Origin of the sequence: Yoonia sp. 2307UL14-13 (assembly GCF_037572755.1) — a bacterium.
Lineage (GTDB): Bacteria > Pseudomonadota > Alphaproteobacteria > Rhodobacterales > Rhodobacteraceae > Yoonia.
In genome coordinates this window covers 670,217-686,318 of record NZ_JBBIFZ010000001.1, presented here as the reverse complement: position 1 = coordinate 686,318, position 16,102 = coordinate 670,217, and the positions used below count along the sequence as shown (strand labels likewise).

The window sequence follows — 16,102 nt, the reverse complement described above, 5'->3', positions numbered from 1 at the left end:
GGGACATCAAGGGATCGCCGCCAGACGATCCTTGTTCAGGGCCAACCAGTAAAGCAGATGCAAAAGCGGGCCTGTCGCGATCTCTCCGCTTTCAGCCAGTTGCATGGCCTGCGAAAGCGGCATCGGATGGATGCGCAGGTCTTCCGCCTCCTCCGGCAAACCGCCCGTATAGGGGCGCGATCCCGGCAAATCACAAAGGCCGACGAACGCATAGAAATAGTCGGTCGATGCCCCGGGCGACGGATAGTACTGCGCTGCTGGCTCAAGATGGCGCAGATCCAACCCGGCTTCTTCCTTTGCCTCCCGATGTGCGGCGTCCTGCGGTGTTTCCCGCGCGTCCACGATCCCGGCGATCGGTTCCAGCATCCAGGGGTTGGGATCACGGCGTGCGGCAGGGCCCATCCGGGCCTGCTCCACCAAGGCGACCTTGTCACGTTTTGGATCATAAGGCAGCACCAACGCCGCATCGACGGCAAAAAATGCCTCCCGAACCAGAACATGCGACCGTTCCCCATCAAAGCGCCGGTGGGTCACATCCAGGCTTTGCAATCGATAAAACGCCCCTTGTGGCGGATGACCGGCCACGATCCTGAAATCATTTTCCGCTGCCTTGTGCCGAACCGTCGCCGGTGCCGCCTGCGCACGATGCTTTGCCCATGCCCGATTTTCGATCATCGGCCACATTCTACGCAAGGCCGCATCATCCGGCAAAGGGCGGTGCGCGAATAATTCATCTGCGGCAAGGATGGCGGGGGCAAGATGCGCAGCTTCCCAGTCAGTCAACGACCACTCCCCCTCCCCGGACGCGATGCCGTCGGGGGGCAAGAAGCAGGCAGCCTCCACGTGCCCCTCATCCGTCTGAATTGTCACGTCATCCAGCCGATATCCGAACGCCCCTTCATAGGCCGTCAACCGGGCTATCTGCTGCGCCGTCAGATCACGCCACAACGTGCCCCGTGCCGTCGCGCCCTGCCACGGCACGACAAACGGCACCACATCGTTCTTGACAGGCACGACCGCGAAATCGTGAAGAACAGCCGTTTGCGAATACAGATCCGGCGACCCCGCAACCGCTGCCATCAAGGCATGGCAGCGCAACGTGCCGTAAACGAAAAGGTCCATGGATCAGGGATACCGTCGGCCAAAATATTCGGCGATCAAAGAACAGATCACAGCGCCCGCAACGATCGAAATGATAAGGGTCACATCGAACATGTCGACGGCGAATTCCAACATCAGATTGAAGACATCGACGACGGCTTCCATCGGTCCGCCATAAAGGTTGCGCATCGACTTCCGGATCATGTTCCAGAACGAAATCAAGAAGGACATCCACAAAATATACAGAAAGGCAGCAGTCAGCCCGATCCCGACCGCCGGGCTCAGCCCACGTCCGGATTTGGCACCGACGACACGCCAACCGATCAGAACCGCGATGATAATGGACAACGGTAATACGTAATTCGGTGGATTCGCCTCTGGAAACAGGGGCGTCGCCTGCAATGCGATCGACCATCCATAGATGAAAAACACGACGGCGGCGGCTAGGCGTCCTGCGGTTGGCATGGCACTGCGTCCTCGTTCGGTCCGCGCGCGGCCTTCTTCACGGGGTCCGCGTCACGGTAATCTGCGTTACGTCGCAGTTTCCGCTATGGAACGTACTCGCGCAAGATGTCAGATAAAAGTTCCACATGCGCCGAAACCTGTCGTCAAAGCCAAGCGCGGCGACCTGATCCCACTTCTCGTTGAAAGTCTCGTACCAACGGCGAAGGGTTTGGTCATAACTCGGGCCGAATTCGATTGAGCGGACCACATTTAATCCTGATTTTTCAATCTCTTGGCGCAAGACCGTGGGGCTCGGCAGCATTCCACCCGGGAAGATGTACTTCTGGATGAAATCCACACCCCGCTTGTACACATGCCATCTCCTGTCGGCGACAGTGATGATCTGAAGTGTTGCCTGTTTGCCCGGTTTCAGCCTTTCACGCAACGTGCCGAAATACTGCGGCCAGTATTTTTCGCCAACTGCTTCGAACATTTCGATGCTGGCGATACCGTCGTAGATACCTTTCTCATCCCGGTAATCCTGCATCTTGATCTCGACCATGTCGGACAGCCCGGCCTTGGCCATACGATCCACCGCGTAATCATGCTGTTGTTGGCTGATCGTCAGGCCGGTCACTTTCAGACCCCGCTCTTTCGCGGCATATTCGGCAAAGCCACCCCAACCGCACCCGATCTCGAGCACGTGGTCACCGGGCTGTGCGCCCATTTCATCGACCATGCTTTTGTATTTCTCGATCTGCGCGGCCTCCAGGCTTTGCAGCCCCGTATCGAACTTGGCCGACGAATAGGTCATCGTGTCGTCCAGCCAGAGACCGTAAAACTCATTGCCCAGATCATAGTGATAGCTGATGTTTTTACGGGCCTGGGTCTTGGAGTTACCCAGCCACCAGAATCGCAACTTTTCGAAAATCTGAACAAACCGCTGACCGGGAAAGCCATCATACATATGTTCGGCATCATCATGAACAAAATCCATAAAGGCCATAAGGTCGGGCGTGCTCCACCAACCATCAAGGTAAGCCTCTGAAAACCCCAGATCGCCTTCGCGTATGGTCCGGGCGAAAAGATCCGGGTTATGGACGTGCACTTCTGCCACGAAACCGGGTTCCGATCCCTCCACGCGAAAGTGGCGGCCATCCGGCAGGATCACATCCAGTCGGCCATGTTCCATCCCCTGCAGAATGTCGAAAACAGCCTTGAAATAACGAGGCAGTTCACGCTGCCCTTCTGTGGTCGTCAGTATCATCAATCGCCCTGTTGTCTTACCGTGTTCCAACATGCCCCGTCGGCAACTCTGTTGGCCAAACTAACCCTTGATACGGCGAAGTCACGGAAAACGTTCAAAAAATGACGGCTGGTTGACCTTGCGTCATCAGAACCCACGATTTTCATAGGCATCCAGTGCACGTTTGCGCCCTTCATCCACTGCGACGATGGGTTCGGGATAGTCATCGCCGGTCGACATCGCCCAATGGCGTGGGATCATATCGAAGTAGCTGCGCGCCGTATCAGAAGGTCCAGAGTAAGGTTCCGCCAGCCAGCGCTTCACATAGGCCCGATCCTTGTCGAACTTGTCCAACTGGGTGACGGGGTTGAACACCCGAAAGTAAGGCGTCGCATCCGGCCCCGATCCTGCCGACCATTGCCAGCCCATCGCATTGCTGCACGGGTCCCAGTCGATCAGGCAATCGGCGAACCAGTCCATCCCGATCTTCCAATGACACATCAAATGTTTGGTCAGGTAAGATGCGACAATCATCCGGCCCCGATTGTGCATCACACCGGTCACATACATTTCGCGCATTGCGGCGTCCACGAACTGAATACCCGTGCGGCCCCGTTTCCATGCCTTCACCTCAGCGATACGTTCATCGGTGTTCCAGGGGAAAGAATCCCAATCCTCTTTCCAGTTGTCCGACACGATCCGCGGCGTGTGAAAGGCCAGGTGATACGCAAATTCACGCCAGACCAACTCTTTCAGAAAAACCTCGGCATCCGCCTTGCCGTCGTTCAACGCGCGCCAACCCGCATGCCAGCATCGGCGTGGGCTGATTTCGCCATAGGTCAGGTTCTCCGACAAACCGGATGTCCCATCCACCCCCGGCAGATCGCGGTTCTTTTGATACCCCGCTACCCGGTGAGCGATAAAAGCACCCAACCGGTTCGAGGCCGCGCTCTCACCGACAACGCAGTGGCCTCGCAATATCTCGGCGCCCCGGTCCATCGGGGCAGCCATATGCCAATCGTCAAGGCTGTCCGAAACCGGCCAAGTCTCTGGTGCCGGTACGGAACCCGGCGCGGGCAAATCACGAGGGACCTCGTTACCGCGCACCGCTTTCCACATTGGCGTAAAAACCTTGTAGAACCCGCCGGTTTTCGTCTCGACCGTCCATGGCTCGAACAAAACATGACCCGCAAAACTCTGGGCGTCCACACCATCCTCTTTCAGCGTGGCCTTCAAATCGGTATCCCGTGCCTTGTTGTCAGGATCGTAAAGTCGCGACCAATAGACCGCCCCTGCCCCGGTCTTTTCGATCATATCCCGCAGCACATCCAACGCCTTACCGCGGCGCAGGATCAGGCGACTTCCTTTCTCTTTCAAGGACGCCGCAAGATTCTCGACCGATAATCCCAGCCGGAACCGCGGCGCAGCGCCATGGGTTTCGACAATCTCATCATGAATGAAAACGGGAATCACCGGATGTCCGCTCTCACAAGCCGCCGTCAGTGCGGGATGATCGCCCAACCGCAGATCACGACGAAACCACATGATGATAGGTGCTTTGCTCATCAGACCTCCTGTGCCGGGGCGGATCGGCCCCGGTTCGTTTGAAGAATAGCGCAAGGACGGCCGCGTCAACCTCTACCCCCAAGCCATACGCAGCAAAAAGGCCCCGGCGTCACCGCCGGGGCCTTGACATGCGTTATGCAGAATTATTCCGCAGGCATAGCCGCGATCTCGTCCGACGTGGTGGGAACACCCGCCGCTTCACGACGACCGTCGTTATAGATCGCCTTGATCAACGCGATACACATCAACGCCATCACGATCGAGAACGGCAAGGCACCAATGACCATCGCGGTCTGGATCGCCCCGGTCCCGCCCGAGATCAGCAATCCGCCCACCACGAGCGCCAAGGCTGCGCCCCAGAACATGATATGCGGACGGGCCTTTGGCCCTTCATCACCGGCTGCATTGATCGTGTTCACGATCAAAACGGCAGAGTCAGCCGAAGTCACCAGGAACGTCATCAGCAGGACCACGATCATCACCGCCATGCCCCAGGCCAGCCACTCGCTGATGGGTGACAGCATGAACTCGGTCATGGCAAAGATCTTGTCGCCGTTGCCTGCATTCAGGATCACGCCATTCGCCTCACCGTTCAGTTCCAGATCGACCGCCGTGCCACCTGCCCAGGCAAACCAGACAAAGCACATCAGCGACGGCACGATCATCGCACCCAGCACGAATTCACGGATCGACCGCCCGCGTGAGATGCGCGCAAGGAACAGACCGACGAAAGGTGCGAATGCGATCCACCAGGCCCAGTAGAACACCGGCCACCAGCCCTGCCATGTGGTCAGGCGATCTTCCAACGTTGCGTTGAAGGCGACCGTCAGATCTTCGGCCGGTATGACGATATCCGAACTTGCCAGGCTGGCTGCGACACCGTCGACCGACGCACCCGGGCTGGACAACGCGGTCAACACGGTCTGCGCGTTCTCCGGCGACAGCGCCTGAATGGATGCCGGCGCGTTCGCGACGAACGCATCAAGACCCGATCCGGAATAAACCTGGAACGAAAGGACCGGCAGCGCGACCAGATAATCCCAGATGCCGACAAAGAAGGCGCTCGCGCCAAACCATGTCGCACCAAAGATGATGAAGAAGCCCAGCAGGATAATCGACAGCACCATGTTGATGTTCGACAACCATTTGATGCCCTTGCCGACACCCGACAGCGCCGATAATGTCGATGCGCCCATGATGAACAGGAGTGCGACAACGATCCCGAACGTATTCACTGTTCCGGCGATTGCATCTCCGTCAGCATTTACCGCGCCTTCGGGATGGACAAGACCATCAATCCCGATCCGGGTCAGACCTGCAACGAACTGATCGACCCCGAACCCAAGCGTCTGCGCCACGCCAAGGATCGTTGCGACCACGGCCACAATGTCGATGATATGCCCCAAAGTCCCGGACAGCGACTTACCGAATAGCGGTGTCAGCGATGATCGGATCGTCAGCGGCAGGCCGCGACGATAGCTGAAGAAAGCCAGCGAAAGCCCTGCAATCGCATAGCAAGCCCAAGCACCCAGACCCCAATGCAGGTAGGACCACACATAGGCCGTCCGCACATTGTCCGGACCCAAGGCTGTCGTTTCACCCGCGATGACCGAAGGGTTCTGGCCGAAATGCGCAACGGGCTCGGCCACCGCCCATGTTAGCATACCGACGCCGATACCGGCGCCAAACATCATCGAAAACCACGAAAAGTTGGTGAATTCCGGCTTTTCGCCCTCAAGCCCCAGGTTCAGACGCCCCCCGGCCGGCCAGAGCGCCAGCCCGATACAGACAATCACGAACCCCGTGACGACCCAGATATACCAGGCCGCGAATTGCGCCAGAATGGCCGAGTTCCAGTTCCCCAGTACCGTTCCGGCCTGGGTGGGCCAGACAATACACCAGACCACCAGCACACTGATAATGATCTTACTGATGACGGTGACGTTGACGCTGAACCCCCGATAAAAACCGGTATTCGCGGTCTTGATCGGAAGTTCCGAAAGTGGTGGCTCCAGTGCCATGCGGCTTCCCCCTGTTTTGTTTCTTTAGTTTATACCAAGAGGGTATACGCAAACCGCTGAATTTGCCTAGTATTTAGGAAAAATTCGTCAAGATGCCGGGAGCTTTGGCGGATCGACGACGCTATTGGCGTCCTTTCTGTCGCATTTCTGACAAGAATCGCGTCAGCCATTGACGTCCACGACAACCCGGCCCTTGACCTGACCTTTCAGAATATCCGCCCCCACCCCCGGCAAATCCGACAGCGTCGCTGGCTGGATCATCGCCTCGAGCTTGTCCATCGGCAAGTCCTGCGCGATCCGTTGCCAGGCACGAACGCGGTTTTCGTAAGGTTGCATCACACTGTCGATCCCCAACAGGTTCACGCCGCGCAAAAGAAACGGAATGACCGTCGCGGGCAGCGCCGCGCCGCCAGCCAGCCCCACCGCGGCGACCGAGGCGCCATATTGCATCTGACCCAGCAACCGGCCCAGCATCGCGCCGCCAACTGCATCGACGCAACCACCCCATGTCTCGGCTTCCAGCGGGCGCTTGGTCGTCTCGTTCAGCTCTTCGCGGGCGACAATCTGCGAGGCACCAAGCCCCTTCAGATAATCCGCCGTCTCGGGCCGCCCGGTCACCCCGGCAACCTCATGACCCAACTTCGCCAGAATGGCCGTCGCGACGGATCCGACACCACCAGCCGCCCCGGTGACCAGAACCGGGCCATCCTTGATCCCATGGTCCTCAAGCGCCATGACAGCCAGCATCGCCGTGAACCCGGCCGTTCCCACAGCCATGGCCTGCCGGGTATCAAGCCCAGCGGGCAACGGCACCAGCCAATCGGCCTTAACGCGCGCCTTCTGCGCATATCCGCCCCAATGCGCTTCGCCCACACGCCAACCGGTCAAAACAACCTTGTCACCCGGCTTATAACGATCGTCGTCCGACGCCTCGACTGTCCCGGAAAAATCGATGCCCGGCACATGCGGGTAGTTGCGCACAAGGCCACCACCGGGCCCGACACATAAACCATCCTTGTAGTTCACGGTCGAATACTCGACTGCGACCGTCACGTCGCCATCAGGCAGCCGATCCTCCGACAGCTCCTGCACGCTTGCACTGGTTTTACCGTCGTCATCTTTCTCGACCATCAAAGCCTTGAACATCGCCGTCTCTCCTAAATCCAGAATTCTTCATGTACGGTCGCATCCCGCGTCCCGTCCTGCGTTTCGATCTGCAACCGCGTACCTTCGTCCCAATGGGTCATCCTGACCATCCCGATCGCGACATTTGTGCAAAAATCCGGCGACCGGGCGGCCGAGGTTACCTGCCCCACCCGTTTTCCATTCGCCGTTATCGGCCAAATCCGATCACAAGATGGAATGTCTCCGTCGATGCTCATCGCACGGACCTGCTGGGTCGGTCCGTCCTTGGCCACGCGCAGCAGGGCATCCCGCCCGACGCAGCCAATCGCCGTCTGGGTCGAACAAAACCGGCCCAAACCGCATTCATGTGGCGTATTCTCGCGGGTCATGTCATTGCCGTATGACAACAGTCCACCCTCGATCCGCTCGATCAGGTTGGGGCATCCCGCCCGCACATCCAGATCCTTGCCCGCCTCGAACAAGGCGTTCCAAACGGGCATGCCGTTCTCGGTGCCGTCCACATAAATCTCGAACCCACCCTGCTTGGAATAGCCAGATCGCGCCACCGCCATGCTAACACCCTGAAAATCAAACCAGCCAAAGCGAAAGAATCTGATTGCACGCACCGCATCACCAAAGACGCGGGCGACCAATTCCTCCGCATGCGGACCTTGCACCGCCAAAGGCGACACATCCGGCTCATCCACCAGCACGTCCAGACGATAACCATAAGCCAAGCCCTTGACCCAAAATAGCAAATCGCTGTCGGCGATCGAAATCCACCAACGATCCTCGGACAATTTCAGCGCGACAGGATCGTTCAGCATACCGCCCGTCTCATCGACGATGGGCACGTAATAGCACTGGCCCGGCATCATGCCGCGCAGATCGCGCGGCGTCAGCATCTGCATCAACCGGGCGGCATCAGGGCCACGCAACTCGATTTGTCGCTCCACCGCCACATCCCAGACCTGCACAGCTGATTTCAGATGACGGTAATCCTCCTCCACGCTGGCGAACACCGTTGGCAACAGCATGTGATTGTAGACGGTGTACCCTTTCACCCCTGCCGCCTCGACCCCCGGCGTGAACGGTGTGCGCCGAATGCGGCGCGACGGCGCGATCACCGCCATCAGAGCCCCCCGCCCCGCAAACTGCGCTTGCACTCTTGGGGCGGTTTGCCACCTTGCGCATAGGCAGTCACCTTGCAGGATTTGCAGTAATATTCGCCCAGTGACACGTTATCATTCCCCGTCGCCGTCCAGCGGCAACGCCCCGGCCGCGAGGGCGCGGCACCAGCCTGCCGCCCAAGTTGCCAGAACAGAAAAGCAATGACCAAAGCGGCCAAAATCAGAACAGGCATGTCAGTCGCGCTCCGGCATGAATGGTAGATCGGTATCGTTGGGCTTTTGGCCAACAGCGGTCAGCATCGCATGGACCTGCCCACGATGATGGGTCTGATGGTTGAACAACTGGATGACGCAGATGGATTTCGGCATCTTCATCTGCTTTTTCATGGCGCCCGAATACCACTCAATGTCACCCACCAGATCGACCGCATGCAGGCTTTCCGCCCAAAGGGTGATCCGGGCATCCGCACGAAAACGGTCCGCCGCCCAAACCGCGGGTGTCGGTGCCATTTCAAAGCTGTCTTCCAGTGGGATATCGGGCGGCGCACCACCGTCAAACCGGCTCATCCAGATGGCGTCACCCCACAAAAGATGGTTTAGTGTACGCATGATCGACCCGAAGAACGCACCGCGATCTTCATACAGAACATCGCGGTCCATCGACGGAATCATCTCGCGCAGTCCGTCATTCTGCCAGGCATTGTAACGCGCCATCGTGCGGCAATACTCCGGCGTGATCACGGCTTGGGACCTTTCCAGTCGATCGGACAGATCTCTGCCGATTTGCCCCCGAAATCCCAAACGCGCCCATAATCGCGCACCTTCGATTTGGTCCCTTGGGCGGCGATGATATCGGGGCCCATCCAATACTTAGAATTGGTCACCATGACGGGATGATCCGGACTCGCCCCTTTCATCGTTTCGATCTCACCCTGAATCTTGCGACCAATATAAATGCCACGCTTGTCGCCTTCGCGAACGATCTCCACCTTCTCCCGCTCTGCCCCGATGATCTCGGACACGAGCATGGTGAACAGACCCGTCGTACCCCCCGCGACACCGCTGAATATCTTCAGGATCCCGTTATAGGCCTTCTGCGTCGACCGCTCATCCACATAAGCGGCAACCTTCCAGTTTCCTTCGGCCATACGGCCTGGAATATCGACCAGCAGCCCCACATTCAGCCCATCCAGCGGTTCGCCCTCGAAATGGCCCTCGTCAATCGCGATCGCCATCCAGGCATGGCAATGACCCTCGGTCGGGGGATGCGCACCCAGACTGACGACACAGGGGCAGAACACGGTGCAAGAGCAGTTCAGAAACAGCTCACCCTTGATCGCCCATTCGGTCGGCTTCATCTTCCGGCGCAGCGGGTTGTTCTCCATCCGCTGGTCGATCCGCTGGGAAATGGGCAGCCGGTCCGCCGGGGCTCTTTCCTTTTTCTCCGCCATACCGGTTCCTTTCTTAGACAAATGCCACTGCAATGCCGCCGACAATCAGCAAGATGCCGGTCGGTTTGACCACGTGATGCCCAATCTGAGGCAATTTTTCAAAAATCATGAGCAAGGTGGCGAGCCCCATCCATAAAAGGCTCATCACACCACCGACAAAACCCAGCACCATAAAGCCCCAACAGCAGCCGACGCAAAACGCGCCAAGGCCCAGCCCCATGCGCAGGCCCCCGGCAAAACCGGTGCGCCAATGGCCAAGGAAATAGGTCATCGGCGCATGGCACACGCCATGGCACACCTCTTTCGCCCGTGTGAATTGAAACGCGCCGACCACGATCAGCAACACAGCCGACAGCCACAACGGCGCGATACCCAGCATATCGGTGACACCACCAAACAGCAGTGCCTGCTGCAGCCCCGCGATCAACGCTGCGAAGGCCACCCACACGACGAAATAGCCCAGTAAAACACCCAGCCATCCCGACCGGGTGCCATCCGCACTGACTATCAATCGTTCATACGTCATCAATGTCGGCACCATTGTCGGCAGCATCATCGCCGCCATCATGATGGCCCACATCGAAAACAGCGGTCCAAAACGCGCCATGGGCATATCCATCGGCATGCGCGGGTCCATCGCGGCCATCGCCTGACCGGCGGGGCCTGGCCTGCCGATCAGATCAAGGTCCATCTCCATCGCCATGGCGTACATGATCCACCACGCAACGAGGATCACGCCAAAGAAGGACAGCCACAGCGTTGATCGGACCAAATCGGGCAACCCGCCCTCCTTACAGGCGATTCAAAACTTGCGTTATCATATGTCAGACGTTTAATTGTCTGACAAATGAAAATTGACCCGACGAAACCTGCCGATCTTTCCGCCCAGATCGCGAAAGCGATCAAAGATGCGATTATCGCGGGCGATCTCCCCGTGGATGAGCGCCTCCCATCCGAGGCCGAGCTTGCCGATCAGTTCAACGTCTCGCGCCCCACCGTGCGCGAGGCGCTCAAACGGCTCGCCGCTCAATCGCTCATTCGCACGCAGCGCGGGGCGACCGGCGGCGCCTTCGTCAACCGCCTGCGGTTCGAAGACGCCTACGGGCAGCAAATCACCACGTCCACCCTGCTCCTCTCCATGAATGCCGTCAGCGTCGCGACAGCTTGTGAGGCGCGGTATGCGCTCGAACGGGCCTGCGCGCCGCTTTCCGCGCAACGCCGAACCGCCGATCACCTCGCGACCATGCGCGCCGAAATCCACCGGCAGCGACAACCGGGCCTGACGGACGAGGCCTTCTGCGCATCCGACGTCGCTTTTCATCGCGCCCTGGTGGACGCCGCCCATAACCCGGTCCTGTCCTACCAGCTGGCTGGCGCGGTCGAGGCGATGCAACCGCTGATGAACATGATTACCTTCACCGCCCGTTCGCGTGAACGGATCATTGCATTGCACACCGCCATCGCTGATGCCATCGATGCGCAGGACGGACCCAAAGCCGACGAAAACCTCGCGCAGCTGGCCGATTACACGCAGGCCCTTGCCCGTGACGTAATCGCCCGACGTGCCGCGGCGCAGGGCGTCAAATGACGCTTGCCGACCGTGCGGACCGGCCCTAACGTCACAAAAAACACCAACCGGGAGAACGCAGATATGAAACTCACACCGCTTCTGGGTGCGGCGTCGCTTATCGCCATCGCCACGACCGTCACCGCACAGGATTCCGAACTGCTCGTCCTTGACTATTCGGGTTTTGAAAACCCGGATTTCCACGTCGGCTACACCGAAAAACACGGGGACAGCCCGACCTTCTCCTTCTTTGGCGACGAAGACGAGGCCTTTCAAAAGGTCCGCAGCGGCTTTCAGGCCGATATCGCGCATATCTGTGCGGGCTCTGTCAGCAAATGGACCGAAAGCGGGATTATCGAGCCTTGGGACATCTCGAAAATCCCCGCCTATGGCGACCTCGACAGCAACCTCACCGGCACCGATATCGCCGGCGGTGAGACCTATTTCATCCCGACCGACTTCGGGTCCACTGCGATCGCCTACAACCCCGAGGAAGTCCCGGAAGAGGCCGTCGCGACGCTCGACGTCTTCAAGGACCCCGCCTATGCGGGTCGGGTTACGCTTCCCGACAATGTCGATGACGCCTATGCATTGGCTTATCTGGCAACCGGCGTGGACAACTGGACCGATGTGACCGATGCGCAATTCGAGGCGGCATCGAACTGGCTGCGCGAGGTGCACCCCAACCTGCGGACCTACTGGACCGACCCGGCGGAATTGGCGCAGCTTCTCTCATCAGGCGAAATACTGATCAGCTGGGCCTGGAACGAAACCTATCCCACCATGGCCGCCGAAGGGCGCCCCATCGGTTTCCAACGTGAACCAGCCGAAGGTTCATCACTCTGGCTCTGCGGCTACGTCAACCTCGCTGACGGGCAAGGGGTCGAAGAAAAGGCCTATGACTACATCAATGCCATGCTGGCCGAGACGTCCGTCGTGCCACTTCTCGACGCAGGCTATGGCGCATCGAACAAGGTCGCGCTGACCAGCCAGGTAACCGAGGAAGATCTCGAAGCCTCCGGGCTTGGCGTCATCGACGTACCCGTCCTGGCACAACTGCCGATGAGCAACGAAGCACGCGAACGGCAGGCCGAAACGTTCGAACTGATCAAGGCGGGGTTCTGACACCCGCGATTTGATCTGGCGCAAGGAAGTCGCGGCCGTAAGCCGCGACATTCGTGGCATGGAAAATATCACAGAACTCCGCCGCCTCGGACTTTTCGATGCGCGCGTGCCCCGCTACACCAGCTATCCGCCCGCAACGGCATTTGGTGCAACGGTCAACGCTGGCCAACAGGCCGCATGGCTGGGCGATCTCGACCCGGGCGTGCCTGTATCGGTCTATCTTCACATCCCGTTCTGCGAACGTTTGTGCTGGTTTTGCGCCTGCCGGACCCAGGGCACCAGCACCATGCGCCCCGTCGCGGCATATCTTGACAGCTTGCGGGCCGAACTCGCCATGTTGCGTGACATACTCCCAGATGGCGTCCAGATGCGGCAGTTGCACTGGGGTGGCGGTACCCCGACCATTCTGACCCCCGAGATGATCACGACATTGGCCACCGATATAACCAATGTCATCCCCGCCGCGCCTGACTTCGACTTTTCTGTCGAAATCGATCCGACGCTGGTGGATCAAGCCAAAATCACCGCTTTGGCAAAGGCGGGAATGACCCGCGCGAGCATCGGTATTCAGGATTTCGCGCCAGATGTGCAGAACGCGATCGGACGTCAGCAAAGCTATGAGACGACTGCCGCCTGCATCGATACGCTACGCGACGCAAAGATACGTTCGCTCAACGCCGACCTCGTATACGGCCTGCCGCACCAAACCTTATCGACGCTTCGCGATACGCTTGACAGCGTACTGGCGTTGGACCCCGACCGCATCGCGCTGTTCGGCTATGCCCATGTACCCACGTTCTCTGCCCGCCAAAAGATGATCCCGGTCGATGCACTGCCGGACGAACTTGCGCGATACGACTTGGCCCAACTGTCTGCAGACGTGTTCCGCAATGCGGGCTACACGCCCATCGGTATCGACCATTTCGCGAAACCGACCGACAGCCTGGCCCACGCAAAGAAGCATGGACATCTGCATCGGAATTTCCAGGGATACACGGACGATACCTGCCCGACACTGATCGGCATCGGCGCGTCCGCCATCTCGCGGCTCCCGCAAGGTTATGTTCAGAACGCACCGGCCACAGCGGCATATCGGGAACGTATCGGGCACGGGCAACTGGCGGGTTGTCGCGGCTACGCGCTTTCGACGGATGATGCATTGCGGGCTGACGCAATCGGTATGCTGATGTGCAGCTTCCGGATCGACCTGCCCGCGCTGGCCGCGCGCCATAAAAACGCCGCGGCGTTGGCCAAAACACATCAAGCGGTCTGTGCCGAATTCGCCGGTTACGTCGCGCGGGATGACCGGTTCATCCGCATCCTGCCAAACGGGCGACCTTTGACAAGGCTCATCGCCAACCGCTACGACGCCTTCCGCGATGTCGCGGCACAATACTCTCAGGCGTCTTGATCGCGGGGGTTGATCCGCAGCGCCATCGCCCCAGCTTCGATGGAAAGGACACGGGGCGCGGACCATGGAATTCATCAACATACTTTTCGCATTGGCCAGCATCGGCCTTGGCTGTTTCGGCTGGCTCGCCCCGAAATACACGATGGAGGTGCTCGACCTCACCGCGGGGCCCTCGCAAATGGGCCCATCCGAAATCCGCGCCTCCGTCGGCGCGCTTTTCGTCGGCATGGGCATAGGCGCGTTGATCCTCGGGACATCCGCTGCCTACGTCATGCTCGGCTTTTGCTGGACCGGTGCGGCGGTCGGGCGACTGACCTCGGTCGTACTCGACGGCGCATCGCGCAAGAAATGGACTTATTTCTGGGTCGAAGCCGCAGTCGGCCTGTCTGCAATCGCACTCAATCTCTGACCTGTATCGACGTGTCCGCACTTGAAAAGCAGGGACATTCCGCCTATCTCTCCATTGTTCTTCGGAACTATGGACATAAACGCGCTCGTAATAAGCGGATCGGACCCGGGGGCGGTACCCGGCGTCTCCACCACCATCCTTCATTTGGGGATCATGGGGACGAAACAGGATCGACGAACGTCTAAAGGGGTTAGCTTTGTCTCGGTGAGTTACCACCGTTATCGGTACAACAAAGCTAGTTGCAAATGACAACAAAGCACCGATGGCACTCGCAGCGTAAGCTGTGCGTAATATCGAAACCTAACTCCTAAGGTTTTGCGACCTTGGGCGGGGTTCGCAGGTACCTGGCAACAGAAACCTGCACCTTAACCCCGCTTGTGAAAAGGCCACCGCGTATGCGATGGCCCCCTCTGTCCCGAAGGATTTTTCGATCTATTGCGCCGCAACCTCAAGTGATGCGACCTGCGGCACGCCTTTAACATCGGCCGGTGCCAGATACATATCGACCACGTCCGACATTTTCGCGGCAAGCGCGGTCGACTTGATCCGCAGCGTGCTCAGGTCATCTGCCGTGGCGACACCATCCGCAGCGATTGTCGCAAGCACCGACTTCACACCCTGCCAATCAAAAGCCGCAGCGGCAAGCGCCTGCTGAACGGCGTAACTCGCCGGTGCATCAATCCCCATCGCGGGCACGCCATCGCGCAGCGCAGTCAAACTGCGATCATAAAGGCCGACTGCATCTGTCAGATCGGCGAAAACGTCCACCGCCGCATCGTCGGCCATCGCCGCGCAGGCGAGATGCTTCATCTTCTGCACATAGATTTCCTGACGTCCGGCCACGTCGAAAGTCACGACATCGTTCATCGCAACCTCCTCAAGCTGCGCGTATCGGTGCGACGCGGCGTCCATCAGCGCCAGTGCCGCAAATTCAAGGCCGGGCCGACCATTGGTGATCGTATCGGCATAAGCGGCAGGGTCATCACCCGCCAAAATCATGCTTAACGCCACATCCTGATCCCGCCATGCGGCCGCAACCGCCTCGGTTTCCTCGGACAGGCGACCATCGGCAAGCTGATCCAGCAAGGTGTTGAACCGCGTCCGGGCCAAGGCAAGATCTTCCTTTTCCGCAACTTCATCTGCACCGGCAGCGACCATGCAGACAGTGGCGGCGGTCCGATGCAGCAAGACGTTGATGTCGCCAGCCGCGCTAAGATCGGTCAGCACGGTGTCGGCATGCGCTGTCCCGGTCATGATCAGGCCGAACATACTGGCGCGCAAAATGGTAAGATTCGGCATATAAAACTCTTCCTTTTTTGGGTGCAGCACGGACGCCGCGGTGTGAGTGGTGGTCAAAAGGCTGAATTATTGGCGGTCGACGAAAACCGTGCGCACGTTGTTTTGCCGAAATGTGCCAGGAAAGCGGCAAGATTGGGTGAGGCCGATGAAACTTTGTTCAAAATCATCATGACCTTGCGTTAACCTTTCCCGCTTGAATTGGCGCCG

General features: G+C 59.0%; 16 protein-coding genes and 1 other RNA gene. 5 read left to right on the top strand and 12 right to left on the bottom strand.

What is annotated here, in order from left to right:
- Positions 1 to 6: 6 nt before the first annotated feature.
- The 11 genes from V8J85_RS03555 to V8J85_RS03505 form a co-directional block, all read right to left on the bottom strand.
- Complete coding sequence (locus tag V8J85_RS03555) at positions 7 to 1,122, bottom strand: NUDIX domain-containing protein (protein ID WP_339952284.1); 1,116 nt, start codon at positions 1,120 to 1,122, stop codon at positions 7 to 9.
- Positions 1,123 to 1,125: 3 nt separating this feature from the next.
- Positions 1,126 to 1,566, bottom strand: coding sequence for a TrgA family protein (locus V8J85_RS03550; protein ID WP_339952282.1), 441 nt, complete (start codon positions 1,564 to 1,566; stop codon positions 1,126 to 1,128).
- A gap of 37 nt (positions 1,567 to 1,603) precedes the next feature.
- A complete protein-coding gene (locus V8J85_RS03545) occupies positions 1,604 to 2,812 on the bottom strand; it encodes a cyclopropane-fatty-acyl-phospholipid synthase family protein (RefSeq protein WP_339952280.1) in 1,209 nt (402 codons plus the stop codon).
- A 126-nt stretch (positions 2,813 to 2,938) separates the two neighbouring features.
- Positions 2,939 to 4,357 carry a cryptochrome/photolyase family protein gene (locus V8J85_RS03540; protein WP_339952278.1) on the bottom strand — a complete coding sequence of 473 codons (1,419 nt, stop codon included), beginning with the start codon at positions 4,355 to 4,357 and terminating at the stop codon, positions 2,939 to 2,941.
- Between the two features lie 143 nt (positions 4,358 to 4,500).
- Complete coding sequence (locus V8J85_RS03535; RefSeq protein ID WP_339952276.1) at positions 4,501 to 6,378, bottom strand: BCCT family transporter; 1,878 nt, start codon at positions 6,376 to 6,378, stop codon at positions 4,501 to 4,503.
- A gap of 162 nt (positions 6,379 to 6,540) precedes the next feature.
- A complete protein-coding gene (gene acuI / locus V8J85_RS03530; RefSeq protein ID WP_339952274.1) occupies positions 6,541 to 7,524 on the bottom strand; it encodes an acryloyl-CoA reductase in 984 nt (327 codons plus the stop codon).
- Between the two features lie 11 nt (positions 7,525 to 7,535).
- A complete protein-coding gene (locus V8J85_RS03525; protein ID WP_339952272.1) occupies positions 7,536 to 8,636 on the bottom strand; it encodes a dimethylsulfoniopropionate demethylase in 1,101 nt (366 codons plus the stop codon).
- The gene (locus V8J85_RS03520; RefSeq protein ID WP_339952270.1) at positions 8,636 to 8,866 is read right to left on the bottom strand and encodes a hypothetical protein; all 231 of its coding nucleotides are present in this window, start codon (positions 8,864 to 8,866) and stop codon (positions 8,636 to 8,638) included. Before V8J85_RS03520 ends, V8J85_RS03525 begins: the two co-directional genes overlap by 1 nt.
- 1 nt (position 8,867) lies before the next feature.
- Positions 8,868 to 9,374, bottom strand: a complete 507-nt coding sequence (locus V8J85_RS03515; protein ID WP_339952268.1) for a DinB family protein — start codon at positions 9,372 to 9,374, stop codon at positions 8,868 to 8,870.
- On the bottom strand, positions 9,371 to 10,084 hold the full coding sequence (locus V8J85_RS03510) for a DUF1326 domain-containing protein (protein ID WP_339952266.1): 714 nt from the start codon (positions 10,082 to 10,084) through the stop codon (positions 9,371 to 9,373). Before V8J85_RS03510 ends, V8J85_RS03515 begins: the two co-directional genes overlap by 4 nt.
- Before the next feature lie 13 nt (positions 10,085 to 10,097).
- Positions 10,098 to 10,865 (bottom strand): DUF2182 domain-containing protein, encoded by a 768-nt coding sequence (locus tag V8J85_RS03505; protein ID WP_339952264.1) that lies wholly within the window; start codon positions 10,863 to 10,865, stop codon positions 10,098 to 10,100.
- A 66-nt stretch (positions 10,866 to 10,931) separates the two neighbouring features.
- On the opposite strand from V8J85_RS03505, the gene V8J85_RS03500 reads away from it, so the two are divergent.
- From V8J85_RS03500 to ssrA, 5 genes are all read left to right on the top strand, one after another.
- Entirely contained in the window at positions 10,932 to 11,672 is a 741-nt protein-coding gene (locus V8J85_RS03500; RefSeq protein WP_339952262.1) for a FadR/GntR family transcriptional regulator, read from the top strand.
- Positions 11,673 to 11,735: 63 nt separating this feature from the next.
- Positions 11,736 to 12,776, top strand: a complete 1,041-nt coding sequence (locus V8J85_RS03495) for an extracellular solute-binding protein (protein WP_339952260.1) — start codon at positions 11,736 to 11,738, stop codon at positions 12,774 to 12,776.
- A gap of 58 nt (positions 12,777 to 12,834) precedes the next feature.
- Positions 12,835 to 14,187, top strand: coding sequence for an oxygen-independent coproporphyrinogen III oxidase (gene hemN / locus V8J85_RS03490; RefSeq protein WP_339952258.1), 1,353 nt, complete (start codon positions 12,835 to 12,837; stop codon positions 14,185 to 14,187).
- 64 nt (positions 14,188 to 14,251) lie between these two features.
- Complete coding sequence (locus tag V8J85_RS03485; RefSeq protein WP_339952256.1) at positions 14,252 to 14,596, top strand: DUF4345 family protein; 345 nt, start codon at positions 14,252 to 14,254, stop codon at positions 14,594 to 14,596.
- A gap of 17 nt (positions 14,597 to 14,613) precedes the next feature.
- Positions 14,614 to 14,961, top strand: a transfer-messenger RNA (tmRNA) gene (gene ssrA, locus V8J85_RS03480).
- Positions 14,962 to 15,028: 67 nt separating this feature from the next.
- Here ssrA and V8J85_RS03475 read toward each other — a convergent pair.
- Positions 15,029 to 15,895 carry a type IV pili methyl-accepting chemotaxis transducer N-terminal domain-containing protein gene (locus V8J85_RS03475; protein WP_339952254.1) on the bottom strand — a complete coding sequence of 289 codons (867 nt, stop codon included), beginning with the start codon at positions 15,893 to 15,895 and terminating at the stop codon, positions 15,029 to 15,031.
- Between the last annotated feature and the right edge of the window lie 207 nt (positions 15,896 to 16,102).